Source organism: Sulfitobacter sp. 1A13496 (assembly GCF_043557225.1).
GTDB classification, from domain to species: Bacteria; Pseudomonadota; Alphaproteobacteria; order Rhodobacterales; family Rhodobacteraceae; genus Sulfitobacter; species Sulfitobacter faviae.
This window is the reverse complement of sequence record NZ_JBIFFP010000001.1, coordinates 804,743-830,611: the sequence shown is the minus strand read 5'-3', so window position 1 is coordinate 830,611 and position 25,869 is coordinate 804,743. Positions and strand designations below refer to the sequence as shown.

Genomic DNA, 25,869 nt, shown 5'->3' with positions numbered 1-25,869 from the left:
GGCTTAGAACGTGGTCCGCAGTGTGACCTCAAAGCTTTGCTCTTTGTCAAAGCTCTCTTTCTTCAGCGCGTCGGAGACGTTGAACTGAAGCGGGCCAAGCGGCGTGTCCCAGAAGACCGAGAAGCCGATCACATGACGGAACGAACCGCTTTCGCCGACGATGGTGCCGCCGGAGGTGTCCACATCGCTCAGATCCCACAGGTTGCCCACGTCGTAGAAGACGCCGCCGGTGATGCCATATTCCTCAGGCAGACCCAGCGGGAACTCGGCCTCGAAACGGGCCACGGCAAAAAGGTTGCCACCAAGCGCGTCGTCCACCCCGTTGCTCTGATCGCGCGGGCCGATGCCGCCCGGCTCAAAGCCGCGCATGATCGACGGGCCGAGGATAAAACGGTCAACCGCACGGTTGGTACCGCTGTTCCACGACAGCGCCCCGCCTTCGAGCGTGGCACGCAGGGTGACTTCCTCGTTAAAGATACGCTTCTCGCCCGCGACTTTGGCCGTGGTCTTGATATATTCGTTGTCGCCGCCAAGCCCGGCAAAGTCCTGTCCGAACTCGAACAGAACGCCCTGTGTCGGGTCCAGCCCGCTGCGGCGGGTGTCGTAGGTATAGGTATAGCCAACGGAGGAGGAGAAGAGCGCGCCCTCGGCGATTTCATTCGCGATGGTGGCGCTGTTGTCCTCGTCGTCCCGCTCCAGCATCTCGATCCCTTCGAGGGTATAGCGCGTCGACAGACGGCCATTCTCGCTGACCGGGAAGGTCAGGCTGGGCTGGAAGACCAGACGTTCGGTGTCATAGCTGGTGTAGGAGGAGTTGGTCTCGGCATAGTCCAGCTTGAGGCCAAGCGCCACGTCGCGGCCAAGGAAGCGCGGCTCGACGAAGGTCACGCCATAGCGCGTCGCATCCTCGGCAGTGGAGATCGACAGGTTCAGCCGCTGACCGCGCCCAAGGAAGTTTTCCTCTTGGAAGCTGACCGCCACACCGAAACCGTCATTGTTAGAGAAGGAGCCGCCGAAGTTCAGCGAGCCTGTGGGCTGTTCCTCCACATCCACGTCGATCACGACCTGCTCGGGGCTGGAGCCTTGGCGGGCGTTGACCTCTGCCGTCTCGAAATACTGCAACGCGCGGATGCGTTCCGCTGCTTGGCGGATTTCGCGTGGGTTGAAGGGGTCACCCTCCACGCTGTCGAATTCGCGCCGGATCACGCGGTCAAGCGTGGTGGTGTTGCCTTCGATGTCGATCCGCTCAACAAAGATGCGCTCCCCACGGGAGAGTTTGTAGGTCACGTTGAGCGACAGATCGCGGTCATTGCGGTCGATCACCGGCTCGACCCGCAGGAAATCGACACCATCGCGGATCGCTTGGCGCTCGATCCGGGCGATGTCATTCTCGATCAGGGTCGGGGAATAGATCACGCCAGGGCGGATCTTGAGCAGGTCGCGATAGGCCGCCGCATTCAGGCCGGGCACTTCGGATTCCAGCTTCACCTCGCCGAAACGGAACTGCTGCCCCTCGGTGATGTTATAGGCCACAAAGACGCCATCACGCTCTTCGGTCAACTCGGCATTCACCGCCTCGGTGCGCATGTCGACATAGCCGCGCGACAGGTAAAAGTCCCGCAGCAACTGTTTGTCGGCTTCGACGCGGCCTTCGACATAGGTGTCGCGCTTGACCAAGCGGCGGAACAGACCAGCCTGTTTGGTGCCCAGAACGCGGCGCAGGCGGCGGTCGGAATAGACGCGGTTGCCGACAAAGCTCAGACGCTCGATCTCGACATTGTCGCCTTCGAAAATCTCGAACACCAGATCGACGCGGTTCTGATCGCGGCGGATGATGCGCGGCTGCACGCGGGCCGAAAGACGGCCCTCGTTGCTATAAGCCTCGGCGATGGCGGCGGCGTCCTGCTCGGCTTGGCTGGGATTGAACACCCGACGCTCGGTCGAGCCGATGAGTTCCGCCAGCATCTCATCCTTGATGCGGCGGTTGCCTTCAAAGCTGACGCGGTTCAGCGTCGGCAGTTCGACCACGGTGATCACCAGCGTGCCGCCCTGTGGCTCAAGCGAGACGGATTCGAACAGGCCCGAGTTTTGCAGGTTCTGATAGGCGTCGTTCAACTGACCGCCCGTCACCGCCTGCCCGCGCCCGATGCCCGCGCGGCGCAGGATCGCGCTGTCGCCGATCCGCTCATTGCCGTCGATGACGACTGTGTTGAACTGATATTGCTGCGCCTGCGCTTGGCTGCCGGGCACGAGCCACGCGACGGACAACATGACACAAAGCGATGCCCCCCGAAGGGTCTTGCCGACATTGCTGCGCTGCGCCCATTCGACGGGCATTCTGCCCTCGTTCCTCAGTCCCATTACACCGACCCGTTTTTTTACGACATTGTTGTCAACCTGACTACGCAGGTTAACGGGGTTTGTCAAAAGCAACGGCGGGAAAAATAGTCCATATCATGCGGCAAGTTGGGCCGGAATGACATGATGGGACAAGATCGTGTGAAACTGCCCGATCCAGCAGCTCGCAGCGGTCAGAGAGAGACGACAAAGGCCCCGGCGGAAAGCGCCGCGGCAATGGCCGCGCCAAAGAACGCACGGTCCCAATTCAGGTCCAAAAGCAGGCTCAGACCGCGGTATGTTCCTTGCAAGACGTGCATTTTCGGTTCCTTCTCGATGAAGGGGAACCATAGCCAGAGATTGCGGCACGATTTTGTTCAATTGTGGCCATTTGAAGGCATTGCGCCCTGCCTCGAGGGGCAAGGCGCAGGCTCTCTTTCGCTGTCGTTGCGCCGCTTAGGGGCAGAACAGATCATTGCCGAGCGCAAAGAGCATCAGGGTCAGCACCAAGGCGATGCCGATGCTCATCAAAAAGCGCAGCGCGCCGTCGCTGGGCGGTTTGCCGGTCACCGCCTCATAGGCGTAGAACACCAGATGTCCGCCGTCCAAGGCCGGGATCGGGAAGAGGTTCAGCAGACCGACCGCCGTGCTCAGCACCGCAATGAAATAGATGAAGGACTGCGCCCCTTGGCTCGCCATCGCGCCCGAGGTCTGGGCGATGCCCACCGGACCGCTGAGGTTGCAGGTGCTGATATTGCCCACGATCATCTCACGCAGACCCGAGATCGAGCCGGTGATAATGCGCCAAGTGTTGTCCAAACCGGTGCCGAGCGCCTCACCCACGCCGGGGGTATCGGTCGCAGGCACGAAGGCCATGCCGCCAACGATGCCAATGCGCAGGTTCTGTTTGAAACTGCCATCGGGCTGCGGCTCATCCGTGGGTTTGGGGACAAGAGTGAAAGGCAGGGTCTCGCCATCGCGCCAGACGGTCAACTCCTGCGGCGCCCCTTCGGAGGCTTCGACCACCTCTTTCAATTCCCCAAAGGCCACGATCTCTTGTCCATTCACGGCGGTGATCACATCGCCACTGCGCAGACCGGCCTCTTGCGCCGCCGATTGCGGGGCGACATTGCTGACCAGCGGCGGCATCAGATAGGGGCCGGGCACGGTCAGCTCTTCGCCATCGCGGGTGATGTCATAGCTCAGAACCGCTTCCTGCGGCAAGTTGGTCAGGAAATCGCCATAGCCTTTCCCGGCAGAGAGCGAGGGCACCGGGGTGCCTTCGACCGCGCGCAGAATATCGCCCGGAGCCAACTCATAGGCATCACTCGGCAGCGCGCGCAGCGCGCCCACGGTCAGCGGATCGCGGGCGGTGCCCGCGGTCATCGCCACGGCGAAGAAAATGATGATCGACAGGGCAAAGTTGAACACCGGCCCCGCCGCCACGGTCAGCGCGCGGGCATAGAGCGGCGCGCCGTGCATCGTGTGGCGCAGCGCCTCGGGGTCGTCGGCGAGCGCTTCCATCGCGGTCTCATCCTTGCCTGAGGCCGCGTTGGAGTCGCCTGCGAATTTCACATAGCCGCCAAAGGGCAGCAGCGCGAACTGCCAGCGCGTGCCGCGTTTGTCGACGCGAGAGAAGAGCACGGGGCCGAAGCCGAGACTGAAGACATCCGCCTTGATCCCGGTCCAGCGGCCCACGATGTAATGGCCGTACTCGTGGATCGCCACGATCACCGACAGCGCCACGACAAAGGCCAGTATCGTCCAGATCAGCCCGCCGAACTCCGGCAAAAATCCCATGATGTCCAACGTGCTACCCTGCCCTTTTCTGAATTGCGGCCTCTGCCGCCTTGCGTGCGAGATGGTCCGCCTGCGCCACCAGTTCAAGTGTCATGTCGTCGCGGCCCTGCGCGGCCTCTTCGGCGCGGCGCTCCAGCACCTCTTCGACGATCTCGGCCATCTGCGTGAAGCGCAGCCGTCCGTCAATAAAACCGTCAAGCGCCACCTCCTTGGCCGCGTTAAAAACCGCGCCCATCAGACCGCCCGCCGCCATGACGTCCCGCGCCAGCCGCAGCGCGGGCCAGCGGGCGTCATCGGGGGCGGTGAAATCGAAACGTCCTATCTTGGTCAGGTCCAGCCGCTCGACCGGAACATGCCCGCGCGCGGGATGGTTCAGCGCATAGCCGATGGCATGGCGCATATCCGCGGGGCCGACATGGGCCATCAAGCCACCGTCGCAAAAGCCCACCAGCGCATGGATCATCGACTGCGGATGCACCAGTACCTCAATCGCCTCGGGCGAGACGCCGAAAAACTCACGCGTTTCAATGACTTCCATCGCCTTGTTAAACATCGACGCCGAGTCGATGGTGATGCGCTGCCCCATGTCCCAATTGGGATGGCTTGAGGCTTGGTCGAGCGTCGCATTGGCGAGGTCTTCCAGCGGCCAATCACGGAACGCGCCGCCGCTGGCGGTGATGATGACACGCTCAACCGCGGCCATATCTTCGCCGACGAGCGCCTGAAACACAGCGGAATGCTCACTGTCCACGGGCAGGATCGTGGCGCCGTGGCGCTCGGCCTCGCCCATGATCAACGCCCCGGCGCAGACCAGCGATTCCTTGTTTGCCAGCGCCAGCGTGCCACCTTGGCGCAGCGCCGCCAGCCCCGGTGCCAGCCCCGCCGCGCCGATGATCGCCGACATGGTCCAATCCGCCGGGCGCGAGGCGGCCTCGGTGATCGCCTCGTCCCCCGCTGCGGCTTCGACCCCGCTGCCGCTGAGCGCGTCGCGCAAATCATCCAGCAGGTCTTCACGCGCGGTGACGGCCACATCGGCCTTCAGCGCAATGGCGTCCTTAGCCAATTGCGCGATATTGCCCGCGCCGGTCAGGGCCACGACCTCATAGGCATCGGGCGCGCGGCGGATCAGGTCAATCGTGTTCTGACCGATGGACCCGGTCGCCCCCAGTATCGAAATCTTGCGCGGCATAGCGGGTCAGTTCACGCCCGGCGGGAAGCCGATCAGCGGGCCGACGATCAGCAAGAAGACGGCAGCGCCCAGCATCCCGTCAAAACGGTCCAACAGGCCGCCATGGCCGGGGATCAGCGCCGAGCTGTCTTTGACGCCCATCTTTCGCTTCATGCCCGACTCCGCCATATCGCCCATCTGAGAGGCCATCGACAGGGCCACCGAGATGCCGACAAGTTGCAGGCCAAAGCCGGTGTTGAACGAGAAAATCAGCCCGACAACAGCCGCCCCAACCCAGCCCGAGGCGGTGCCGGACCATGTTTTTTTGGGGCTGACCTTGGGCCAGAATTTGGGCCCTCCGATGGCGCGGCCTGCGAAATAGCCCACCACATCGGTCACCACGACCACCAGCACCAGCCACATCAACCAGCCAAAACCCATGTCATCGCGCAGCTGGATCAGACCAAAGCCCGCCAGCAGGATTAGCGCGGTAAAACTCATGTAAAGCGTGCGATTGGCGCTCAATAGTGCAAAGCCCGCCAGCGCCGGGGCCAGCAAAAGCGGCAGGCCAAAGCCCACCGGCAGATAGACCGAGGCCAGCACCGCCGCCGCGGTCACCAGCCCCAATTGCCAAGCCGCCGCCTGCCCCTGCCCGCGCAGCATGCCGACCAATTCCCAGACCATCATGCCGCAGATCAGCGCCACCAGCAGATGAAAGACGGTGCCGCCCAACCAGATGCCCAACAGACCGATCAGGATCATCGCACTGGCCGATAGCATACGGGCGCGTAGGTCGGACCATTGTTCAGGTGATTTCATCGCAGCTCTCCTCAGGTCTTGACCGCACCGAACCGCCTGTCACGCCCGCCATAGGCGGCGCAGAGCCGGGCGAATTCCTCGCGGGTGAAATCCGGCCACAGCGTGTCGATGAACTCATATTCCGCATAGGCCGATTGCCACAGCAGAAAGTTCGAAATCCGCGCCTCGCCGCTGGTGCGGATCACCAGATCGGGGTCGGGCAACACATGGGTATCGAGGTAGCGCGGCAGGGTCTCTTCGTCCACGCTATCGGGGTCAAGTTTGCCGCTGGCGACATCTTGGGCCAAACGATGGGTGGCGCGGGCCACCTCATCGCGGCCACCATAATTGAGCGCGATGGTTAGATTGATGCGGGTGTTATGGGCGGTATGGGCCTCAAGCTCTCCCATGAGCTTGATCAGCTTGTCATCCAGCCGGTCGCGATCCCCAATGAACCGCACCCGCGCGCCATAGTCGCTGAGGCTGCGCATTTCTTTAGAAATATAGCGCCGGAACAGCGACATCAGCCCGGCCACTTCGACCTGCGTGCGTTTCCAATTCTCGGTCGAGAAGGCAAAGATCGTCAGATACTCCACCCCCACATCGGGGCAGCATTCGACGATCTCGCGGACGCGTTTGGCGCCGGCGTGATGCCCAAAAAGCCGGGGCCGCCCGCGTTGGGTGGCCCAACGGCCATTGCCGTCCATGATGATCGCCACATGGCGTGGCCCGCCGGGTATCGTTTGGGGCTGAATTTCGGCGGTGCTCATGTCTCGACCTTTTTCTTTCAAGTTCTGTTTCCCGGCGTCTTGGCGGGGTCAGACTTGCATGATTTCGGCCTGTTTCGTCTCAAGCTGTTCATCGATGAGCGTAATGAAACGGTTGGTCAGATCCTGCACTTCGCCTTCCCAGATTTTCTGGTCGTCCTCTGACATCGCGCCGTCGTTCTTGGCTTTCTTGATCTGGTCCATCCCGTCGCGGCGGATGTTGCGGATCGAGACGCGCGCGTGTTCGGCGTATTGGCCCGCGACCTTGGTCAACTGGGTGCGGCGCTCTTCGTTCAGCTCAGGGATCGGCAGCATGATAATGGTGCCATTGAGCTGCGGATTGATGCCCAGACCGCTTTCGCGGATGGCTTTTTCAACCTTACCAACAAGACCTTTGTCCCAGACGTTGATCGTGACCATGCGCGGCTCAGGCACGTTGACGGTGCCGACTTGGTTCACCGGGGTCATCTGGCCGTAAGCCTCGACCATCACCGGCTCCAGCATGGAGGCCGAGCCACGCCCCGTGCGCAGCGATGCGAACTCGGTCCGAAGCGACGCAATCGCGCCGTTCATCCGCCGTTCAAGATCATCGGTATCGAGCATAAATTCGTCTGACATGGCGAGCCTGCTTGTTGTTTCCTTGCGTTACGGCTTTCTAACGGTGGCGCGGCGCTTTCACAACTGCCCATTGTTGCGCCACCATACGCGCCCCGCGCCCCTGCTGTGAGAGACGCGGACGGCATCAGGTCAATCGCCCCGCCGTGGGGCGATGCTTTGGATTGCGGGCGGAGTTACCCGACGCGGGTATAGGTGCCCTGCCCCGCCAAGATGCCTTGGAAGCCGCCCGGTTCATCCAGCGAGAAGACGATGATCGGCAGGTTGTTGTCCCGCGCCAGCGCGATGGCAGAGGCGTCCATCACGCCGAGCCGCTTTTGCAGCACGTCGTCATAGCTCACCAGATCATAGCGTTTCGCATCGTCGAACTTGGCCGGGTCCTTGTCATAAACACCATCGACCTTGGTGCCCTTGAAGATCGCCTCGCAGGACATCTCATTGGCGCGCAGGGTCGCGGCGGTGTCGGTGGTGAAATAGGGGTTGCCGGTGCCCGCGGCAAAAATGCAGACCCGCTTCTTCTCAAGGTGGCGCACGGCGCGGCGGCGGATATAGGGCTCGGCCACTTCGTTCATGGTGATGGCGCTGATCACGCGGGTGTGGATGCCCAAGCCTTCGAGCGCCGATTGCATCGCCAGCGCGTTCATGACGGTGGCGAGCATCCCCATGTAATCCGCCGTGGTCCGCTCCATCCCCTGCGCCGAGCCTTGCAGCCCGCGGAAGATGTTGCCGCCGCCGATCACCATGCAGATTTCGACGCCCAGACTGTGCACCGATTGCACCTCACGGGCGATGCGTTCGACGGTTGGCGGATGCAGACCATAGCCGAGGTCACCCATCAGCGCCTCCCCGGAAATCTTTAGCATCACGCGGTTAAAGGAGACTTGGGGGGTGTCTTGGGACATCGGGCACACCTTACTATTTCACCAACCGGGGGAGATTTGGGCCTTGCGGCGGTGAAGGGTTTTCATTTCGCGCCAAAATGTCGCAAATACGCCCAAGGTTCAATGCGGGACGTAAGGAAGACGCAAAGAAATGCCGGATATTCCCAAGGCCCAGATGGACGCCCTGTTGCAAGACTTACCGCCCGAGCGGCCTGTGCTGATCGCCGGGCCGACTGCCAGTGGCAAATCCGCCCTTGCCCTCGCCATTGCCGAGGCGCAGGGCGGTGTGATCGTCAACGCCGATGCCAGTCAGGTCTACGCCCCCCTGCGCATCATCAGCGCCCGCCCCTCACCCGAGGAAGAGGCACGCGCGCCGCATCTGCTTTATGGTCATCTGGCCGAAGATGCGCCCTATTCCACCGGCCATTGGCTGCGCGAGGTGGCCCCGCTGCTGGGCGGCGACCAGAGGGTGATCATCACCGGCGGCACCGGGCTTTACTTCTCTGCCCTGACGCAGGGGCTGGCCGAGATTCCGGCCACCCCGGTAGAGGTGCGCGCCCAAGGCGACGAGATGGCGCTCGAAGACCTGTTGGCCGGGCTGGATGCCGAGACCGCCGCAGGCCTCGACCAACGCAACCGCGCGCGGGTGCAGCGCGCTTGGGAAGTGTGGCAGGCCACCGGGCGCGGCCTGTCGGACTGGCAACGCGACACCGGCGCACCGCTTTTGCCGCTGGCGGATTGTCTGCCGATCGTCTTCGATGTCGAGCGGGATTGGCTGAACGCCCGCATCGCGCAGCGCTTTGACCTGATGCTAGAGCAAGGCGCCTTGGAAGAGGTCGCCGCCCTCCGCCCGCGCTATGACCCATCGCTGCCCGCCCATCGCGCCATCGGCGTGCCGGAACTGATCCGCCACCTCGACGGCGACTGGCCGCTGCACCGCGCCCGCGAAGCTGCCGTGGTCGCCACCCGCCGTTTTGCCAAGCGGCAGCGCACTTGGATGCGCAGTAAGATGGCAGATTGGCAGCGGGTCACGCCGGGATAGCCGCCGAGCGGGCGGAATTTCTTGCGTTATCCCAACCCGCCGCTAGCCTGACGTTGAAGATTGCCCTTGTAAGGTTTCCATTTCTCAACGAAAGCGTCGTGTGCCCGAGACAGAGATTCAGACCCAGTCCCTAGCCCAGCTTTCAGCGGGGCAAGACTGGCGGCTGACCCTCGCGCACGACCGCGACCACCATCTTTTGATCTGGATCACCCGGGGCCAAGGGCGGCTACTGCTCGATGGCCAACGCCGCGGCATCAGCCCGCATAACGCGCTTTGGATACCGGCGCGGTCGCTCTTCGCGCTGGAGCTAGGCTATCAATGTCTGGGCCATGCGGTGCTGATCCCCGAAGACAGCGACGAACGCATGCCCGAGAGCCCTCGCCAATTGCGGATCCGCGATGGGGCCGCGCAATCGGAGATCGCAACCCTCATCGAACAGACCCAACGGGAGGTCCAACAGGCCCGCCCCCTGCACCAAGATGCGCTCAAAGCGCAGGTGGCGCTGATGTCGGTCTGGCTGCGCCGCCAGATCATGGCGGAGGCCCATACCGCCCCCCGGCCCAAGGCAGGCGACAGGCTCAGCGCGCGGTTCTGCGCCTTGGTCACTCAAGGCGCCCCCAAGGGCACCAGCATGGCCGAACACGCCGCAGCTCTCGGCGTGACCCCAACCCATCTGACCCGCGCCGTGAAGGCGGCCACCGGCAAATCCGCGGCTGACCTTCTGACCGAGCGCAGTTGCCATGCCGCCCGTCGCCTGCTGGCCGAGACCGATCACACCGCTGCCGAGATCGCCGCCACCTTGGGCTTCGGCTCTGCCGCCTATTTCACCCGTTTCATGCAACAGCACAGCGGCCTGCCCCCCAGCAAACTGCGCTGAGAACCGGGCCGAAATGTCGTTTTCAGACCCTCAGCATGTCGCAAAAACTCCTCCAAACTCCTCAGCCGAATGTTGACGCGCGGGTGATTTCCGTGCCTCATGGCTGAACCGCTCCGCACAGGGGCGGGGCAATGAACAAGCGCAGGCTGCCAGAAAGACCGCCAAAAGGTCTTCGGCACCCCAGCGCAACAAGGCAGAGAAAACCTGCCGCGAACAGAACCGGCGCCCCCAAGGCGCCGCACGAATTAAAAAGGCCAAAAAGGCCGCATCGTCGGGCCAAGTCACCGCCCGACCCTGCTACAGGGGACCACATGGGACTATTCATTTTGCGCCGGCTGGGTGTGATGTTGCTGACGGCGCTCTGCCTGACGTTCATCGTATTCTGGCTGACCAATCTCTATCCGAACCTCGAAAAGCTGGCCAAGACCCAAGGCAACTTCCGCATGTCGGACGAGGCCGTGGCCAGCTACCTCGAAGACCGCGGCTACCTGCAGCCCACGGTCGACAAGTTCGGCGAATGGCTGGGCGTGCTACCCGGCTGGGTCACTGAAGGCGACACGCCCGAGGAAACCTTTGGCCGCTGTTTCGCCCCCGGCACCCCGGTGGAAGAGCGCCCCACCCGCTGCGGCATCCTGCAAGGCGATTGGGGTTTCTCGACCGTCTTCAAAGAACCCGTGGGCGAGACGGTGCTCACCCGTCTGGCACTTACCGGCAAGCTGATGTTCTGGGTGCTGGTGCTGATGGTCCCCTCGGCGCTGATCGTCGGCGTGCTGGCGGGGATGCGCGAAGGCTCCAAGCTCGACCGCTCGCTCTCCACCTTCTCGATCGCCACCACGGCGACGCCTGAATATGTCTCGGGCGTGATCTTCATCGCGGTGCTGGCCTCCTCGCGCTTTGGCCTATCGCCGCTGCTGGCCGAATGGGGCTGGATCGACAGCAAGACACTGTTTCTGGGCTCGGCCACCTCTGCCATGAAGGATGCGAACTTCTGGAACTTCTTCCTGCCGGTGCTGACCATCTCGCTCTACGGCATGGGCTATATCGCGCGGATGACACGGGCCTCGATGACCGAGGTGATGACCGCGCAATATATCCGCACCGCAAGGCTCAAGGGGGTGAAATTCTCAGAGATCGTGCTGAAACACGCACTGCGCAACGCACTCATTGCGCCCTTCACCGTGATCATGCTGCAAATCCCGTGGCTCTTGAACGGCGTGGTGATCGTCGAGACCCTGTTTAACTACAAGGGCTTCGGCTGGCTGCTGGTGCAGGCGGCGGCCAATAACGACATCGAACTGCTGCTGGCGGTCTCGGTCGTGTCGGTGATCGTCGTCCTCGTGACGCAGCTGATCTCGGACATCGGCTATGTTTTCCTCAACCCGCGCATTCGCATTTCTTAACGGAGCTTGGACATGGAACCTTTGACATGGACCGGGTCGCTTGCGGGGCTCAACATCATCTTCCTCGGTCTCGCGGTGCTTCTGGCCTTGGCCGTGGCGGTGCAGATCGTCGTTTCCTTCTTTCCCGCCAGTGAGGCACGCCAGATCAACCCGGACGGCACCGTCGCCCGGCAAGGCGGGCTGGCGGGCGGGGTGAACCGTGCGGTGATCCTGCTCTTTGCACTGCTGATCCTCGTGCTGTTGATCTATATCATCGCAGGCGCCTTCATGGGGCCGCAAGCGGGCATCATCGGCGGCATGTCGCAGCAGATGCTGCCCGTGTGGATCGCGCTGATCCTGACCTTTGCGCTCTCCCTCCACTTCAAGCGGCGGCTCGGCCTTTACGGCAAGCTGTTTGAAAGCACCGTCGGCATGATCGGTTTCGCTATCGTCATGTTCTGGGTCTACACCGGCATCTTCGGCGGGCTGTTCGACCTGTTGGTGACGCATGACAGCCTCAGCCAGACCTCGGGGATGAAGAACAAACTGCCCGGCACGCCCCTGCGCAGCCCGGATGAAGGCAAATACCCTTGGTTCCTTCTGGGCGGTGACAACCTTGCCCGCGATGTCTTCTCGCGGCTGATCAAAGGGTCTTGGGTCGTGGTGCAGATCGCGCCGATGGCGACGCTTTTTGCCTTTATGGTGGGGATCACGCTGGGCCTGCCTGCGGGATACTATGGCGGGCGGTTGGATACGGTGCTGAGCTTTCTGGCGAACCTGATCCTCGCCTTCCCGGTGATCCTGCTCTTCTACCTGCTGGTCACGCCCGAGATCGTGCTGACCGGCATCCCGAACTACATGGCGGTCTTCCTATTTATCTTCCCGCTGATCTTCCTCGCCGTGCTGTTGAACGCGCGCTACTACACGCAACCTTCGTTCCGCACGCCGCTTCTGATCGTGGTGCTTGGGGTGGTCGGCTGGCTCTACCTGTCGCTGGTCTCCACCGACGGGGCGATCGTGGCGACGGACAGCTACCGCATCCCCGGCCTTCCCAGCATGATCGACCTCTTCGACATCGACCCCGGCGTGCTGGTGGTCTTCGTCTCGGTGGTCTTCGTGAACTCGCCCACGGTGTTCCGCATCGTGCGCGGCTTGGCCCTCGACATCAAAACCCGCGACTACGTCGCCGCCGCCCAGACCCGTGGCGAAGGCCCGTGGTATATCATGCTGTGGGAAATCCTGCCCAATGCGCGCGGGCCGCTGATCGTCGATTTCTGCCTGCGCATCGGTTATACCACGATCCTTCTGGGCACGCTGGGCTTCTTCGGCCTCGGGCTGGAGAGCGAGAGCCCCGATTGGGGCAGCACGATCAACGCGGGCCGCCGCCTGCTGTCGCTCTACCCGCATGCCGCCATCGCGCCTGCACTGGCGCTGCTGAGCCTCGTGCTGGGTCTGAACCTCTTGGCCGATGGCCTGCGCGAAGAATCTCTGCGCGACTAAAAAACATCCTCCGGGGGGCCAGCCCTCCCGGCCCCTTTTGATCCCCCGACTGGGAGAGCCAAATGCCAAAGACTGATTACGACGGTCCCATTCTAGAGATCAACAACCTGTCGATCTCCTTCTTCACCCGTCTGCGAGAGATTCCCGCCGTGATGGATTTCTCTGTCAACGTCCAACCGGGGGAGGCCGTGGGGCTGGTCGGCGAAAGCGGCTGCGGCAAATCCACCGTGGCGCTGGGCGTGATGCAGGATCTGGGTCGCAATGGCCGGATCGTCGGCGGCTCGATCAAATTCAAAGGCCGCGACCTGAGCGAGATGAGCACGGAAGAGCTACGCGACATACGCGGCAGCGAAATCGCGATGATCTACCAAGAACCGATGGCGAGCCTGAACCCCGCCATGCGGATCGGCAAGCAGTTGATGGAAGTGCCGATGATCCACGCCGGCATGTCCGAGAAGGAAGCCTATGCACGCGCCTTGCAAGTGGTCACGGACGTGAAACTGCCGGACCCCGAGCGCATTCTGAAGGCCTATCCGCACCAGCTTTCGGGCGGGCAGCAGCAGCGTATCGTCATCGCCATGGCGCTGATGTCCGAACCCTCGCTCTTGATCCTCGACGAGCCAACAACCGCGCTCGACGTGACCGTCGAGGCCGCGGTGGTGGAGCTGGTGAAGGATCTGGGCAAGAAATACGGCACCTCGATGCTGTTCATCTCGCACAACCTCGGGCTGGTGCTGGAAACCTGCGACCGGATCTGCGTGATGTACTCGGGCGAGGCGGTCGAGAAAGGCTCGATCGAGGATGTCTTTGACGAGATGCAACACCCCTATACGCAGGCGCTGTTCCGCTCGATCCCGCTGCCGGGGGCGGACAAAAACGCGCGGCCCCTCAAGGCCATCCCGGGCAATTTCCCCCTGCCCCATGAGCGCCCGACGGGCTGCAACTTCGGCCCGCGCTGCGACTATTTCGTCCCCGGCCGCTGCGACGCCGCGCCGATCCCGATGGAGAGCGTGCCCGGCAACGACCGGCATGAAACCCGCTGCATCCGGTTTCAGGAGATCGACTGGCAAGCGCCCTTGGAACTGGCGGAGGTCAAAGAAAAGGGCGACGTGGGTGAGGTCGTCCTCAAGATGGACAAGCTCAAGAAATACTATCAGGTCGCCGCCAATGCCATGTTCGGCGGCGGCAATACCAAAGTGGTCAAAGCCAATGAAACCTTGAGTTTCGAGGCCCATGAGAGTGAAACGCTCGCCATCGTCGGTGAGTCGGGCTGCGGTAAATCGACATTCGCCAAGGTGCTCATGGGGCTGGAAACAGCGACCGAGGGGCACATCTACCTTGATGGCAAAGACATCGGCGGCGTGCCGATCGATGACCGCACCACCAAGAATGTCGCCGATGTACAGATGGTGTTCCAGAACCCTTTCGACACGCTGAACCCCTCGATGACCGTGGGGCGGCAGATCATCCGCGCGCTCGAAATCTTCCGAATCGGCAAGAACGAGAAAGAGCGCCGCCAGCGCATGCTTGAACTGCTCGATCTGGTGAAACTGCCCCGTGAATTCGCAGGCCGCATGCCGCGCCAATTGTCGGGCGGGCAGAAACAGCGCGTCGGCATCGCCCGCGCCTTTGCCGGAGACGCGCGGATCGTGGTGGCGGATGAGCCGGTCTCGGCCCTCGACGTGAGCGTGCAGGCCGCCGTCACCGACCTGCTGATGGAGATCCAACGCGAGCAGAAGACGACGCTTTTGTTCATCTCCCACGACCTTTCTATCGTGCGCTATCTCTCGGACCGGGTGATGGTGATGTATCTGGGCCATGTGGTTGAACTGGGCGACACCGATCAGGTCTTCGCCCCGCCCTATCACCCCTATACCGAAGCGCTGCTGAGCGCGGTGCCGATTGCCGATACCAAGGTGAAAAAGAAACACATCGTGCTGGAAGGCGACGTGCCTTCAGCAATGAACCCGCCCCCGGGCTGCCCCTTCCAGACGCGCTGCCGGTGGAAGTCGCAGGTGCCCGGCGATCTGTGCGAACGCGAGGTGCCGCCGATGGTGACCATGGCCGATGGGCATCAGATTAAATGCCACCTCTCGGCCCAGCAATTCGCTGAAATGGAACCGGTGATTGAGACAGGCACGGCGGCGGAATGAAAAAAGGCGCGGTTCCGAAGAACCACGCCTCATGCCTCAGGCTATCTAAGGGGGAACGGCCTGAGGTTATGACGATCCGGCCAGCATGGCCAAATCAAACCCGGATTTAGGGATCAACAGGCGAACCGGCAGTGTTCACATTGGCCAGACCTTCAGCCACAACATCCGCGAAGGTCGAGACGAGCGCCACATAGAACTCAGTCTCGGACGGCTGCACGTTGACATAGCCTTCGGGCGCGATCTCATCGCCGCTATAGGCCGAAATCATCACCGGGAAGCTCAGGCCCGCGTTGTCACCGGTGGGGCTTGTAATATCAACAACGCCTTCCAACTCGTTGAATTCCTTACTGTCGGGCAGCATGGTCGCGCCGTTCAGAGAGATTTTGCGGATGTCGATCTTGATCTGCGGATCGGAGCCATCGCTGCTCATCGGCACGCGCTCTGCCACTTCGGCGCGCAGGTCTTCTTCCAGATCAGGATAGAAATCCATGGCATTGCTGTCAGCCGCGGCGGCGACAGAGGATTCGACGTCGATTTTCGAGACCATGATCTTGTCATCGGCGAAGGCAGAGCCGCTCAGCGCGATAACGCTTACACCAGCGGCAAGGGCGATGTTTTTCATATTCGTCAGCATGTCGTTCTCCTTTGATCTTTCCTCTCTGCGGCGAGAATGCCCCGCTGCAAAGTTTCTGATCAGAGAACACCACGATTGCCCCGGCGGTTCCCGAGGGGGCCGATGCCAAAGGGGCTTACGGGGGTGCAAATAGGCGGACAAACGCCCAAGCGCAGCGCCCATCCCATAAATATCAATAACTTAACTGCCCGTGATCACTTTAACGTAATTGCGGGTTTCCTTGTAGGGCGGGATGCCCCCGTATTTCTTCACCGCCCCCGGCCCCGCGTTATAGGCGGCCAGCGCCAGCTCCCAACTGCCGAAAGCGCGGTACTGCATCTTGAGGTAACGCGCCCCGCCTTCGAGGTTTTGCACCGGATCGGCGGGATCGACACGCAGCGCCCGCGCGGTCTGCGGCATCAACTGCGCCAGCCCCATCGCCCCCTTGTGCGACAGCGCCTTGGGGTTCCACCCGCTTTCCTGCTGCACCAACCGCAAAAACAGATCGACCGGGATGCCGTGGCGCGTGGCCGCGGCGCGGGCATGGGTCAGAAAGGCCCCTTTGTAAGACCCGTTGTATTTCGGCACATCCCATTTCGTCGGGGTGACGACCTTGGGCGGTTGCAGCCGCACGGAGGCGGAATATTGTTTGGATGCCCGATTATCGAGGATGCTTTTCTGCGAGGCAAAGAGCCCCGCGCGGTTCTTGCTGGCGAACATATCGGCAGCCGCTGGTGCTGCCCCCATCGCGATGATCCCGGCTGCCGTCAAACTCACCGCCGCCAGACCGGCCAAAAGTCCCGTCTTTCGCATATCTGCCCCCTGCCGTTGCATTGCGCGCAGTATACTTAAATGCGCCCCTTCTACCAGCCCCCGAAATCCCGGCCATTTTGCGGGCCGTGGCGATGGGCGGCGGGATGGAAAGCCGGTGTCATCCGGCGAACAAGCACGATATAAACGGCCGAATTGGGCGCGCTCGGATTCGCGCCCGACGCAATGACACAGCAATGACAAACGAGGGGGCAAGATGGCCGGCTCAGTGAACAAAGTGATCCTTATCGGCAACCTCGGGCGCGACCCCGAGGTGCGGTCGTTCCAGAACGGCGGCAAAGTGTGCAACCTGCGCATTGCCACCTCGGAGACATGGAAAGACCGCAACACCGGTGAGCGCCGCGAGAAGACCGAATGGCATTCGGTGGCGATCTTTCAAGAAGGGCTCGTCCGCGTGGCCGAGCAATACCTCAAGAAGGGCTCCAAAGTGTATATCGAGGGCCAGTTGCAGACCCGCAAATGGCAGGACCAATCGGGCGCAGACCGCTATAGCACCGAAGTCGTGCTGCAAGGCTTCGGCGGCACGCTGACCATGCTCGACGGTCCCGGCGGCGGCTCCGGCGGCGGCGGTGGTGGCGGCGGCTACGGTGGTGGCGGCGGTGGCGGCTACGGCGGTGGCGGCAACGACTACGGCGGCGGCTATGACAGCGGCCCGTCCTCTTCGGGCGGCGGTGGCGGCGGCGGCAGCCGTGATCTGGACGACGAGATCCCGTTCTAAACCCTATGCGGCTTGGGGCGGGGCGCTGTTGCGCCCTGCCCAACCTTTGCGAACGCGGCTATGAGAAACCCTTAACCGCGCCGCTTTAGACCTTTCCCCATCGCGATACCCGCCGGGCAATCAACCGTTCGGCAACAGGATCAGAGGCGCCCCGCGCGGGCGCCATGTCAAGACGTCAAGACATGCAGGGTGACGCCTGTCTCAAACATCCGATTTGGCGGCGCCGCCCTTTTTATACGGCTCTACAATAGCTTAGAGAATTAAGTTAAACCGCCGGGCCCCACCCGCCGCGGGTTACTGCCGTGCGCTCAATGCATCCAGCAACAACGCCAGCACCTGCTCGTTCTCTACCTCGGCCCCCGCAAAGGCCTGCCCGATGCCCCGCGCCAGAACAAAGCGCAATCGGCCATCGACCACCTTCTTGTCTTGCCCCATCAGCCGCAGCAGTTCCTCGGCTTCGGGCAGATCGCCGGGAATGTCGCGCAGGTCGGTCTTCATGCCCATCTGCACCAAATGGGCGCGCAGACGGCTCGGGTCTTCCTGCGGGCAAAGCCCCAGCCGCGCGGAAAGCTCAAACGCCAGCGCACAGCCAATCGCCACCCCTTCGCCATGCAGCAGCCGGTCGGAATAGCCCGTCGCGGCCTCAAGCGCATGGCCGAATGTATGGCCAAGGTTCAAAAGCGCACGGTCGCCCTGTTCGGTCTCGTCGCGCTCCACAATATCGGCTTTCATCTGAACCGACCGCCGCACCGCTTCGATCCGGGCGGCCATATCGCCCGCCGCAAGGGCTGGGCCCTGCGCCTCCAGCCAATCAAAGAACGCGGCATCGCCAAGCAGCCCGTACTTTACCACCTCGCCATAACCGGCGAGGAAATCCCGCTTGGGCATGGTGCCCAACACCTCGGTATCCGCCAGCACGAGGCTGGGCTGGTGGAAGGCCCCGATCAGGTTCTTGCCTTGGCGCGCGTTGATCCCGGTCTTGCCGCCCACCGAACTGTCGACCTGCGCCAAAAGAGAGGTGGGGATCTGCACAAAACGCACCCCGCGCCGCAGCACGGCGGCAGCAAAGCCCACCAGATCACCGATCACCCCACCGCCAAAGGCCACGACGATATCGCCGCGCTCCACCTGCTCATCAAGCAGCCAGTCCACGCAGCGCTGAAGATTGGCCCAATCCTTGGTCCCCTCTCCGGGGGCGAGTTCCAGCGCCGACATCGCGATGCCCTCGGCCGCCAATCCCTCCCGTAGCGCGTTTAAGTGCAATGCGGCGACGCGGCTTTCGGTGATGACGGCCACCCGCTTGCGGCGCAGCAGCGGCGCGATCAGCGCGCCGGCATCCCCGAGCAAGCCCGGCCCGATAACCACGTCATACTCCCGCCCCGGCAGGGCGACGGAAACCGTCTCACGCATCCAATCTCTCCAAAACATCGGGTCTTGTCAGCAGCTTGTCGATCACCCGGTTGGCCATGGCGTCAATCGAAAGGCGCGGGTCGCAGCGCACCGAAAGATCCGCCAACCGGTAAAGCGGCACCCGGTCGCGATAAAGCGCGGCCAGCGTGGCCTTGGGATCAGCCGTGCGTAGCAGCGGACGGCTGTCTTTGTAGCGCACCCGGTTCCACAGCAGGTCCAAATCCGCATCCAACCAAAGCGCCACACCGGAAGCCGCGATATTGTCGCGGTTCACCTCGGCTAGAAAGGCGCCGCCGCCGGTCGACAGGATGCAGCGCTCCTCGGCCAAAAGCCGCGCGATCACCTCGGTCTCCCGCTTGCGAAAGAACGGCTCCCCGTCGCGGGTGAAAATCTCAGGCACGCTGAGATTGGCCGCTGCTTCGATCTCCGCATCGCTGTCCAGAAAAGGCGCGCCCAGTTTGGCCGAGACCGCACGCCCCACCGCCGTCTTGCCCGCCCCCATCATGCCAACCAGCGCCACCGTCTTGTTCAGACGGTAGCGGGGCGGCGTTTCTTCGCCATTGGCCATGCTGTGCTTAATTCCGCTCATTTTTCTCTGAATGACGTGATCTTGCCGAAAAGGCCATATATAGTTTGGCAAAATAGCAGAATTCCGGGCAGGCATAAATCATGGGTAAACTTTTCAAGCTTTTGATATTTCTATTGATTGTCGGCTTCATCGGTCTTGTGGGCTATGCCTATGTCGGGCCTTTCTTTGGCGTGGATTTTTCGCCCGAACAGATTGAGACGCGCCAGCCTGTCACGCTGACAGCGGATTGAGCGGCGTGATAAACGCCCTGTCCAGAGGCAAACGGGCCCTTTGTGCTGCATTGATCTGCTCGGTCAGCGCCACGGCCCTGCTGGCCGAATCCGAAGAAGACCGCAATCTGGGCCGCGAATCGCGACAGGCGGCTCAGCAGCAAGAACAGCCCCCCGCGGCCAATGATCAGCCGCTTTCGGTGATCGACTGGCTGGGCGCGCAATCGCCGCCCGAAAACCGGCCCAAACGCCCGCCCAATCCGGGCCGGGTGCCGGAACCGCCCGTGGCCGACAGCGCCCTGCCGCCTGCCGTGCAAGTCACGCCCCTGGGCGATGGCGCGCCGCGCCGCATCGGGCTGGTGCCCAGCTCTGTCACCGGGCTGCGCGGGGACATCTGGCTGGGCAGCGACACCAGCGCGCTGATCGACCGTATCCACGACCTGCCCGACCTGCATCTGCCCGCCGCGCAGGCGCTGCTCTACACCGTGCTTCTGGCCGAGGCGCAGGCCCCGCAGGGCGAGGCGCGCAACGGCGATCTTTTGGCGCTGGCGCGGGGCGAAAAGCTGATGGAGCTTGGCGCCCTCGACCCGGCGCTGTCGCTGATCGAACAGGCTGGGGTAACCACCTCGACCGCGCATTTCGACCTGTGGATGCAGCTTTCCCTGCTTACCGGGACCGAGCATCGCGTCTGCGAGCGGTTGGTGAAATCGCCGCATCTGACCCGCGACTATGGCACCCGGATTTTCTGCAACGCCCGCGCTGGCAATTGGGAGAACGCGGCCCTGACCTTTGGCTCGGCCCAAGCGCTTGGCCTGCTGCCAGAGACACAGCTTGAACTCTTCGACCGTTTCCTCAACCCGGATTTCTACGAGGGGGCCGAGCCGCTGCGCGTGCCGCGTCAGATGGACCCGATGACCTTCCGTCTATTCGAAACCATTGGCGAGCCGCTGCCTTCCAACATTCTGCCCCGCGCCTATGCGGTGGCCGATCTGCGTGACATCGCCGGTTGGAAGGCCCAGCTTGAAGCTGCCGAGCGGTTGACCCGCGCGGGCGCCCTGCCCGATAACCTGCTGCTGGGGCTTTACACCGATAGGCAGCCCGCCGCCTCTGGCGGGGTCTGGGACCGGGTTGCGGCGCTGCAAAGGTTTGAAACGGCTCTGCGCACCGGCAGCGCCGAGGCGGTGGCCAAGACCCTGCCGCCGGCGTGGGAGGCGATGCGGGAAGCCTCTCTCGAAGTGGCCTTTGCCGCGCTCTTTGCCGAACCGCTCTCGACCATTCCGCTGGCGGGCCATGCCGCGCGTCTGGCGCGGGATGTGGCGCTGCTGTCGCCTGAGTATGAGGCCGCCGCGGCGCGGGTGATCGGCAAGTCCCCCGAGGACGAATTGCTGCGCGCCGTGGCCGTGGGCGACACGCCCAACGGCCCCGCGCCCGATGCGCCATTGGCCGCCGCGGTGCATGACGCTTTCGCCAATCCCACCCCCCGCGCCGACCTGATGGCGCTGGCGCGGGACAAGGAATTGGGCATGGCGATTTTGCGCCTACTGTCGCTCTTGCATGACGGGGCGAGTGGTGACACATCGGCGCTTCGCGACGCCCTAGCCACCCTGCGCGCCCTCGGATTGGAAGACACCGCCCGACGTGCCGCTTTGCAGATTGTATTGCTCCAGCAATGATGATGTCCCAGACCCCGACCTTCCATTGGATCTCCAGCTTTCTGGAGGCCGCCGCCGCCGAACAGGGTGCCGCCACCAACACGCAGTTGGCCTATGGCCGCGACCTGAAGGATTTCGATTCCTTTCTGGCGCAGCGCAACCATGATTTCCTGACCGCCAGCCGCGGTGAGGTCGAAGATTACCTCGTCTATTGCGACGCGCAGGGGCTGGCCAAATCCACCCGCGCGCGGCGGCTCTCGGCCATCAAGCAGCTTTACCGTTTCGCTTTTGAGGAAGGGCTGCGCGAAGACAACCCAGCGGTGCAAATCGCCGGACCGGGGCAGGACAAACGCCTGCCCAAGATCCTGTCCGAGGAAGAGGTCGACCGGCTGCTCGATGCCGCGCGCAATTCTGGCCGGTCGCTGGCCGATCAGCTGCGCAACACCTGCCTGATGGAGCTGCTTTATGCCACCGGCATGCGGGTCAGTGAATTGGTCAGCCTGCCGGTCAGCGCCGCGCGGGGCGATCCACGTCTGCTGCTGATCGCAGGTAAAGGGGGCCGCGAGCGGCTGGTGCCCCTGTCAGAGCCCGCGCGCGACGCGCTGGCGGCATGGCTCGTGGTGCGCGACAAGGCGGATGAGGCGGCCCAAGCCAAGGGCAAACCGCCCGCGCGGCACCTCTTCCCGTCCCGCGGGGCGACGGGGCATTTGACGCGGCATCGGTTCTATCTGCTGATCAAGGAATTCGCCGTCACAGGCGGCGTGCCGCCCGAGAAAGTCACGCCCCACACCCTGCGCCATGCCTTTGCCACGCATCTGCTGGCCAATGGCGCGGACCTGCGGGCGATCCAGACCATGCTGGGCCACGCCGATGTCGCCACGACCGAGATCTACACCCATGTCTTGGAAGAGCGGCTGTCGGACCTCGTGCTGGAGCGTCACCCCCTCGCCAAGGACGGCACCCGCAATTCCGGCGGCAACACGTCTTCCGAAGGCCAGTAACCGCTCTGTAGCGCGTCTGCATAGGCCCGCGGCAAGCCTGCCTTGGCCATATCGACCACGGCCCCGGCCACATCGTAACTCAGCCGGTGAAAGCCCACCTCACCCCCGTCGAGCAGCGCCACCCGCGTCTGCTGGCCGCCGTCATGGGGTGGCATGCCGATCACGCCTGCGTTGATCCAACGCCCGCGCTCTGTCTCGCGGATGAAGGGCAGACCGGAGTGGCCCGCGATGATGTGATCGACGGGGCCTGCGATGTCTTCCAGCGCCTGCCATTCTTCGTCAAACACCGCCGCCGCACTCTCAGACCAGATGAACCGCGCCACATCGCGCACCCCGCCGTGGATCACGCCATAGCGCTGGCCTTGATGCTGGAACACCGCCACATCCGGCAGGCGACCCATCCAGTCTTTCGCATCCGCGTCCAACTGGCCTGCCGCATGGGCATACCACGCGCCCGAAAGCATGTCGCAACTGCTGCCCGGCGCGAAGCCGCAGCCGCAATCTGCGGCCCCGCTGGCCAGTTGCACCTCGCAATTGCCTGCCACCACCACACAGCCAAGCGCCCGGATTGCCGCCACGCATTCGCGCGGCGCGCCGCAATAGGCCACCATGTCGCCGGTGCAGATCATCTGCCCCCTGTCGATGCCGCGCGCCGCGGCGAAAGCCGCTAGCGCCTCGACCGCCTGAAGGTTGGAATAGGGCCCGCCAAAAAGCAGCAACGGCCCGTCCAAAACCCCAAGCTCCGCGCAGTTGATTTTCGCCTGCATCGCACCACCCTGCCCCGTTGCAACCCTTGAATGACGCAGCCCCTGCGCCCATAACATTCGCAACACATAATGGATGGATTTAGACCTCATGGAAACGGGCCCCGCCCTTTTTGACACCGCTTTCTGGATCAGCACCGGAATTATCCTGTTCCTCCTTGTCCTCTCGGGCTTCTTCTCAGGCTCCGAGACCGCCCTGACCGCCGCCTCGCGCGGCAAGCTGCGCGCGCAGGCCGACAAGGGCGCAAGCGGCGCGATCCGCGCGCTCAAGATCACCGAGGATAACGAGCGGCTGATCGGCTCGGTCCTGTTAGGCAACAACTTGGTCAACATCCTTGCCGCCTCCATGGCGACAGCGCTCTTCACCCGGCTTTTCGGCGAAAGCGGCGTGGCGCTGGCGACGCTGGTGATGACGCTTCTGGTGCTCGTCTTTGCGGAGGTTCTGCCCAAGACCTATGCCATCACCAATGCCGAAACGGCGGCGGCGCTGGTCTCGCGCCCGATTAGCATCGTGGTGCTTGTCTTCTCGCCCGTGGTGACGGCGGTGCGCTATTTCGTGCGCGGCGTGCTGCGGCTTTTCGGCGTGCAGATCGACCCCGACAGCAACATTCTGGCGGTGCGCGAAGAAATCGCCGGGGCGCTGCAACTGGGCCATTCCGAAGGTGTCGTCGAAAAGGAAGACCGCGACCGTATTCTGGGCGCGCTCGACCTGCGCGAACGCGCGGTCGAAGAGGTCATGCTGCACCGCTCGGGGATCGAGATGATCGACGCGGATTCAGACCCGACCGACATCATGGAGAAATGCCTGCAATCGAACCACACCCGCCTGCCAGTCTTTCGCGATGACCCTGAAAACATCATCGGCGTGATCCACGCCAAAGACCTGCTGCGCGCCATGTACAAGCTGATCGGCGGCCCCAACGGCGATGCCGCAGCGCTTAACGGGTTCAACGTGGCCGACGTGGTGATGAAACCCTATTTCGTGCCCGAAACCTCGACGCTGGACGAACAGATGCGCCAGTTCCTGCGCCGCCGCACGCATTTTGCGCTGGTGGTGGACGAATATGGCTCGCTCCAAGGGCTGATCACGCTTGAAGACATTCTCGAAGAAATCGTGGGCGAGATCACGGATGAGTTTGACCCCGATGCGGATCACCCGCTGAAACAGTCGGACGACGGGCATCTGATGGTGGAAGGCGCGATGACGATCCGTGACCTCAACCGCGCGACCGATTGGTCCCTGCCCGATGATGAGGCCAATACTGTGGCCGGGCTGGTGATCCATGAGGCGCAGATGATCCCCACCGTGGGGCAGGTCTTCTCCTTCCACAACTTCCGCTTTGAGGTGATCGAGCGGGATGGCAACCGGATCACCCAGCTCAAGATCCGCCCCCTCTGATCCGGCTTAGGCCGGGGTTTCCACCGCTGCCTGCACGTCCTTGCAGGCGGCGGACCAGATGCGCGCGCGGTCGGGGCCGAAGGGCACCTCTTCAAAGGCCCGGCGCAGGTGATCCTCTGCCGCGTCACGGGCAGCGGCCGAGAGGCCGGGATCGGGGTGCTGCATCAGCCCTGTCAGCACCTCTTGCAAGACCATCTGCACATCGACGACCGAGGCGCCATCCCGCGCCAGCGCACCAAACCCGTCTTCGATCAGCGCATCCGCCGGAATGGGCGGGATATGTAGGTTCGGCAGCGCGACCTTGCCGCCCGGCTTGGCCTCATCCGAGTAATAGGACAGCACGCGCCCGATCCGAGTGATCACGTCAATCGCCGTGCCGCCATCGTTGATCCCCGGCGACAGCGCCTTGGAGGCAACCTCGCCCAGCACCCGCAAGCCAAAACGCGGGTCTTGGTCAAAGGTGCGCAGATCGCCCAGTTGCACGGTCTCCAAAACCTTTTGCTCTAGACTGTCCCAATCATGTTCCGCGTCCTGCGGGCTGCCCCGTCGGGTGACCATCACCAGAGGCTCTCCGACAAAGACGAAATCACTGATGCGCCGGGGCAGATAGATCGCCACCCCATGGTCCCGCGCCTGCTGGTCCAGCGCCTCGGGGTAGATATGTTGGATATAGCCGCTTTCGGGGGCAAAAATCGGGCGGGCGTCATCGGGCACCGGACCGGTCAGGGGATGGCCGCCCATGCAGGGCGTCTTCAGCCGTTCCTTGAACAATGAGGTGGTCACCGCCTCGATCTGGCGGGTGGTGTCGATCAGGCTGCCGAAGCTTTGCAGATGCAGCACCCAGCGGATCAGGAAGATCACGATGATCGCCAGCACCAAGACCGTGGTCAGGAACAGCACAAAGGAGCGTTCGTCGACATAGATGCCCAACTCGCGCATAATGATCGCCACCAGCGCATAGACATAGGCCCCGATGAAAACGGCCAGCGTGTTCTGCGTGGTGCGGTCCTGAATGATCAGCCGATGCGCCCGTGGCGTGAATTGCGCCGAGGAGGCCCGGTAGACCGTGACCATGATCGTGATCGAAAAGATCGTGACCGCCAGCATCGCATCGGCGATGATCTGCAACAGACGATCCGCCGCTTCGCCGGTCAACCTCGTGGCGACTTCCTTGGGCACCAAGGGCTCAAAAAGCTGGGTCAGCCCGAGGGCGACGAAGGCCAGCAGCCCCATGAAAACCACCCGCACCCAAAGTTTGCGAGAATATTCGCGGGCTTTGCGAAACAGCGTGTGCGGGATCAGGTCTTTGATATTCATGGGGAAAGGGTAGCACGAAAAAGCGCCCTGCCAACGGCGGTTTAACGGA

24 protein-coding genes are annotated in these 25,869 nt (G+C 63.0%); 10 read left to right on the top strand and 14 right to left on the bottom strand.

Annotated elements, in window-relative coordinates; all coding sequences use genetic code 11:
• Nucleotides 1-3: 3 nt before the first annotated feature.
• From bamA to pyrH, 8 genes are all read right to left on the bottom strand, one after another.
• Nucleotides 4-2,337, bottom strand: a complete 2,334-nt coding sequence (bamA, locus tag ACGYLX_RS04060) for an outer membrane protein assembly factor BamA (protein WP_394447461.1) — start codon at nt 2,335-2,337, stop codon at nt 4-6.
• Nucleotides 2,338-2,531: 194 nt separating this feature from the next.
• Nucleotides 2,532-2,657, bottom strand: coding sequence for a hypothetical protein (locus tag ACGYLX_RS04055; protein WP_394447459.1), 126 nt, complete (start codon nt 2,655-2,657; stop codon nt 2,532-2,534).
• 136 nt (nt 2,658-2,793) lie between these two features.
• On the bottom strand, nt 2,794-4,137 hold the full coding sequence (rseP, locus tag ACGYLX_RS04050; RefSeq protein WP_394447457.1) for an RIP metalloprotease RseP: 1,344 nt from the start codon (nt 4,135-4,137) through the stop codon (nt 2,794-2,796).
• Nucleotides 4,138-4,150: 13 nt separating this feature from the next.
• A complete protein-coding gene (gene dxr / locus ACGYLX_RS04045; RefSeq protein ID WP_394447455.1) occupies nt 4,151-5,326 on the bottom strand; it encodes a 1-deoxy-D-xylulose-5-phosphate reductoisomerase in 1,176 nt (391 codons plus the stop codon).
• A 6-nt stretch (nt 5,327-5,332) separates the two neighbouring features.
• Complete coding sequence (locus ACGYLX_RS04040; RefSeq protein ID WP_067261564.1) at nt 5,333-6,124, bottom strand: phosphatidate cytidylyltransferase; 792 nt, start codon at nt 6,122-6,124, stop codon at nt 5,333-5,335.
• Between the two features lie 11 nt (nt 6,125-6,135).
• The gene (uppS, locus tag ACGYLX_RS04035) at nt 6,136-6,873 is read right to left on the bottom strand and encodes a polyprenyl diphosphate synthase (protein WP_067261562.1); all 738 of its coding nucleotides are present in this window, start codon (nt 6,871-6,873) and stop codon (nt 6,136-6,138) included.
• 48 nt (nt 6,874-6,921) lie between these two features.
• The gene (gene frr / locus ACGYLX_RS04030; RefSeq protein ID WP_067261561.1) at nt 6,922-7,488 is read right to left on the bottom strand and encodes a ribosome recycling factor; all 567 of its coding nucleotides are present in this window, start codon (nt 7,486-7,488) and stop codon (nt 6,922-6,924) included.
• Between the two features lie 173 nt (nt 7,489-7,661).
• Nucleotides 7,662-8,387, bottom strand: a complete 726-nt coding sequence (pyrH, locus tag ACGYLX_RS04025) for a UMP kinase (RefSeq protein WP_067261559.1) — start codon at nt 8,385-8,387, stop codon at nt 7,662-7,664.
• Nucleotides 8,388-8,517: 130 nt separating this feature from the next.
• On the opposite strand from pyrH, the gene miaA reads away from it, so the two are divergent.
• The 5 genes from miaA to ACGYLX_RS04000 all read left to right on the top strand — a co-directional run bounded on the left by miaA (nt 8,518) and on the right by ACGYLX_RS04000 (nt 15,317).
• Nucleotides 8,518-9,408: a tRNA (adenosine(37)-N6)-dimethylallyltransferase MiaA gene (miaA, locus tag ACGYLX_RS04020; RefSeq protein ID WP_394447453.1), complete on the top strand. Its 891-nt coding sequence runs from the start codon at nt 8,518-8,520 to the stop codon at nt 9,406-9,408.
• A 100-nt stretch (nt 9,409-9,508) separates the two neighbouring features.
• Nucleotides 9,509-10,285, top strand: a complete 777-nt coding sequence (locus tag ACGYLX_RS04015) for an AraC family transcriptional regulator (protein ID WP_394447451.1) — start codon at nt 9,509-9,511, stop codon at nt 10,283-10,285.
• 311 nt (nt 10,286-10,596) lie between these two features.
• Nucleotides 10,597-11,685, top strand: coding sequence for an ABC transporter permease (locus tag ACGYLX_RS04010; protein WP_394447449.1), 1,089 nt, complete (start codon nt 10,597-10,599; stop codon nt 11,683-11,685).
• A gap of 12 nt (nt 11,686-11,697) precedes the next feature.
• Entirely contained in the window at nt 11,698-13,164 is a 1,467-nt protein-coding gene (locus ACGYLX_RS04005; protein WP_394447447.1) for an ABC transporter permease, read from the top strand.
• A 62-nt stretch (nt 13,165-13,226) separates the two neighbouring features.
• Nucleotides 13,227-15,317, top strand: coding sequence for a dipeptide ABC transporter ATP-binding protein (locus ACGYLX_RS04000; protein ID WP_394447445.1), 2,091 nt, complete (start codon nt 13,227-13,229; stop codon nt 15,315-15,317).
• Between the two features lie 106 nt (nt 15,318-15,423).
• Here ACGYLX_RS04000 and ACGYLX_RS03995 read toward each other — a convergent pair whose 3' ends face one another.
• The gene (locus ACGYLX_RS03995; RefSeq protein WP_209218906.1) at nt 15,424-15,951 is read right to left on the bottom strand and encodes a hypothetical protein; all 528 of its coding nucleotides are present in this window, start codon (nt 15,949-15,951) and stop codon (nt 15,424-15,426) included.
• Nucleotides 15,952-16,131: 180 nt separating this feature from the next.
• On the bottom strand, nt 16,132-16,677 hold the full coding sequence (locus tag ACGYLX_RS03990; RefSeq protein ID WP_271689979.1) for a lytic transglycosylase domain-containing protein: 546 nt from the start codon (nt 16,675-16,677) through the stop codon (nt 16,132-16,134).
• Between the two features lie 280 nt (nt 16,678-16,957).
• On the opposite strand from ACGYLX_RS03990, the gene ACGYLX_RS03985 reads away from it, so the two are divergent.
• Nucleotides 16,958-17,479 carry a single-stranded DNA-binding protein gene (locus ACGYLX_RS03985; RefSeq protein ID WP_067261546.1) on the top strand — a complete coding sequence of 174 codons (522 nt, stop codon included), beginning with the start codon at nt 16,958-16,960 and terminating at the stop codon, nt 17,477-17,479.
• A 294-nt stretch (nt 17,480-17,773) separates the two neighbouring features.
• On the opposite strand, the gene aroB is transcribed toward ACGYLX_RS03985, so the two are convergent.
• Both aroB and ACGYLX_RS03975 read right to left on the bottom strand, forming a co-directional pair.
• On the bottom strand, nt 17,774-18,889 hold the full coding sequence (gene aroB / locus ACGYLX_RS03980; RefSeq protein ID WP_394447443.1) for a 3-dehydroquinate synthase: 1,116 nt from the start codon (nt 18,887-18,889) through the stop codon (nt 17,774-17,776).
• Nucleotides 18,882-19,478 carry a shikimate kinase gene (locus ACGYLX_RS03975; protein WP_394447441.1) on the bottom strand — a complete coding sequence of 199 codons (597 nt, stop codon included), beginning with the start codon at nt 19,476-19,478 and terminating at the stop codon, nt 18,882-18,884. The genes aroB and ACGYLX_RS03975 overlap by 8 nt, the downstream gene beginning before the upstream one ends.
• An 80-nt stretch (nt 19,479-19,558) precedes the next feature.
• On the opposite strand from ACGYLX_RS03975, the gene ACGYLX_RS03970 reads away from it, so the two are divergent.
• The 3 genes from ACGYLX_RS03970 to ACGYLX_RS03960 are packed head-to-tail and all read left to right on the top strand — an operon-like array spanning nt 19,559 to nt 22,340.
• Nucleotides 19,559-19,708: a hypothetical protein gene (locus tag ACGYLX_RS03970; protein ID WP_007120408.1), complete on the top strand. Its 150-nt coding sequence runs from the start codon at nt 19,559-19,561 to the stop codon at nt 19,706-19,708.
• Nucleotides 19,709-19,713: 5 nt separating this feature from the next.
• Nucleotides 19,714-21,360, top strand: a complete 1,647-nt coding sequence (locus tag ACGYLX_RS03965; RefSeq protein ID WP_394447440.1) for a hypothetical protein — start codon at nt 19,714-19,716, stop codon at nt 21,358-21,360.
• On the top strand, nt 21,360-22,340 hold the full coding sequence (locus ACGYLX_RS03960) for a site-specific tyrosine recombinase XerD (protein WP_394408920.1): 981 nt from the start codon (nt 21,360-21,362) through the stop codon (nt 22,338-22,340). Before ACGYLX_RS03965 ends, ACGYLX_RS03960 begins: the two co-directional genes overlap by 1 nt.
• Here the strand turns inward: ACGYLX_RS03960 and ACGYLX_RS03955 are convergent.
• Nucleotides 22,277-23,107 carry a metallophosphoesterase family protein gene (locus ACGYLX_RS03955; protein ID WP_394447438.1) on the bottom strand — a complete coding sequence of 277 codons (831 nt, stop codon included), beginning with the start codon at nt 23,105-23,107 and terminating at the stop codon, nt 22,277-22,279. The genes ACGYLX_RS03960 and ACGYLX_RS03955 overlap by 64 nt on opposite strands.
• A gap of 88 nt (nt 23,108-23,195) precedes the next feature.
• Between ACGYLX_RS03955 and ACGYLX_RS03950 the strand changes: the two genes are divergently transcribed.
• Nucleotides 23,196-24,503, top strand: coding sequence for an HlyC/CorC family transporter (locus tag ACGYLX_RS03950; RefSeq protein ID WP_209218910.1), 1,308 nt, complete (start codon nt 23,196-23,198; stop codon nt 24,501-24,503).
• Nucleotides 24,504-24,509: 6 nt separating this feature from the next.
• Here the strand turns inward: ACGYLX_RS03950 and ACGYLX_RS03945 are convergent, their stop codons facing one another.
• Nucleotides 24,510-25,820, bottom strand: coding sequence for a DUF2254 domain-containing protein (locus ACGYLX_RS03945; protein WP_394447436.1), 1,311 nt, complete (start codon nt 25,818-25,820; stop codon nt 24,510-24,512).
• Between the last annotated feature and the right edge of the window lie 49 nt (nt 25,821-25,869).